The organism is Holdemanella porci (genome assembly GCF_019052655.1).
GTDB classification, from domain to species: domain Bacteria; phylum Bacillota_I; class Bacilli_A; order Erysipelotrichales; family Erysipelotrichaceae; genus Holdemanella; species Holdemanella hominis.
Map to the genome: position 1 here is coordinate 1 of NZ_JAHQVB010000125.1, position 1,587 is coordinate 1,587.

The window sequence follows — 1,587 nt, forward strand, 5'->3', positions numbered from 1 at the left end:
CACCTGTTATGAAGTGACCTTTGTCAAGACAAAATTACACTCATATTCTAAAAATATTCAGTTTTAGATTGATGACATAGAGGAACTCCTAAACAAATCTATCGACAGTTAACCACTCTGTTATTCGTGGATTGGGTACCTAAGGTTAATGGTCCGTCGAGCAGGTTTTGTAAATCTCATATCGTGGATCAATAGCTTTTTCGTACAGTCCTCCTCGCGATTTGATTCGTGTACCACTATTGCCTTAAGAGGTGAATCGTAAATAATCAGACCTGTTTCATTATTTACGAAGTTCCTCTATATCATCAATCCTTTGTCTTTCTAAAAGTCTTTCTTCACATCTCCTTTCACTTATTTTTTATTTTAATGGATGTTTCCTGTTTCCATTCCCCAAATAAAACATGCTAACTCTCTAGCTACAGCGACTATTGCCTTATTTCTAGGCACATTTCGTTCAATCAATTTTTGGTATTTCTTCTTCAAACGTTCTGTTGCCTTATCCGCATATGCAATAATATTTACATCCATTCCTTTTTGACGACTTTTTAACCCTTGTGATTTTTTCGCATATACGTTTCCTTTCACCAAAGATTGTGCACATTCTACCAGTGTTTTTCTAATCACTGTATTTCCTTGCTTTGTAATACCAATTCGGTTGTTTTTATCGCCACTAGAATGTTCTCCTGTTGTAAGTCCAGTATAGGATGCATATGCTTTTGCGCTTGGAAAACGTTCAAAATCAGCTGTTTCTACCTGTATAGTCATGGCTGCAAATGTTTCTATACCCTTAAAACATCTTAATTTAGATACCTTTTCATGGTATCTTTCACTTTGATACATCTCATCAATACGATTCATGAATCGATTGATTTTATCGTTTAAATTTTCCATTTCTGCAATATATTCATTTAAGGTTTCTCTTTGAATTTCTGACATTTCCAATTCTCTGATCCAATTCATATAGCGAATTGTCCATTTTGATTTACCATCATATTGATAGCCATGACGCAATACAAATGCGCAGATTTCCTGCTTAACTCTTTTTAATTCCTTTTTGAAATCATGAATCATACGGATGTATTCTTTTATTTCAACATCTTCTTCATCTGGAACATATACAGATTTATATGATCCACTAGCCAAGTTCTTTGCAATATTCAAAGCATCCATTCTGTCATTCTTTACCATCTTATTTTTTGCAGAAACCTGCATAGTTGTAGGAGCCAAAATTATACAATCCACTCCTCTTGCAGTTAACGACTTATAAAGAGAATATCCAAGACAACCTGCTTCATAACCACATTTGATTTCTACATCGTTTTCATAACGACTTTTAAGTGTTTCAATAAACTTAATTACTAGTTTTACATCAGAAGCAAATGTAGATTCTGAAACGATTTCTCCTGTATAACCATCATAAGCGCATAAACTAAACGAATTTTTGTGGACATCCATTCCAACAGATAATATACTTTTCATAGTGACCTCCTATTGTGTTATGGCATCGACACCATAAGTGTTTTTAATCAATTCAATTATGAGTCGTAATCCACGTATTGACAATAGGAGGTCACTTCATATTATCTC

At 33.9% G+C, this 1,587-nt stretch carries 1 protein-coding gene; it reads right to left on the reverse strand.

From position 1 onward, the window contains the following. Positions 1-363: 363 nt before the first annotated feature. Positions 364-1,479 (reverse strand): IS110 family RNA-guided transposase, encoded by a 1,116-nt coding sequence (locus KTQ83_RS11700; RefSeq protein WP_217285051.1) that lies wholly within the window; start codon positions 1,477-1,479, stop codon positions 364-366. Between the last annotated feature and the right edge of the window lie 108 nt (positions 1,480-1,587).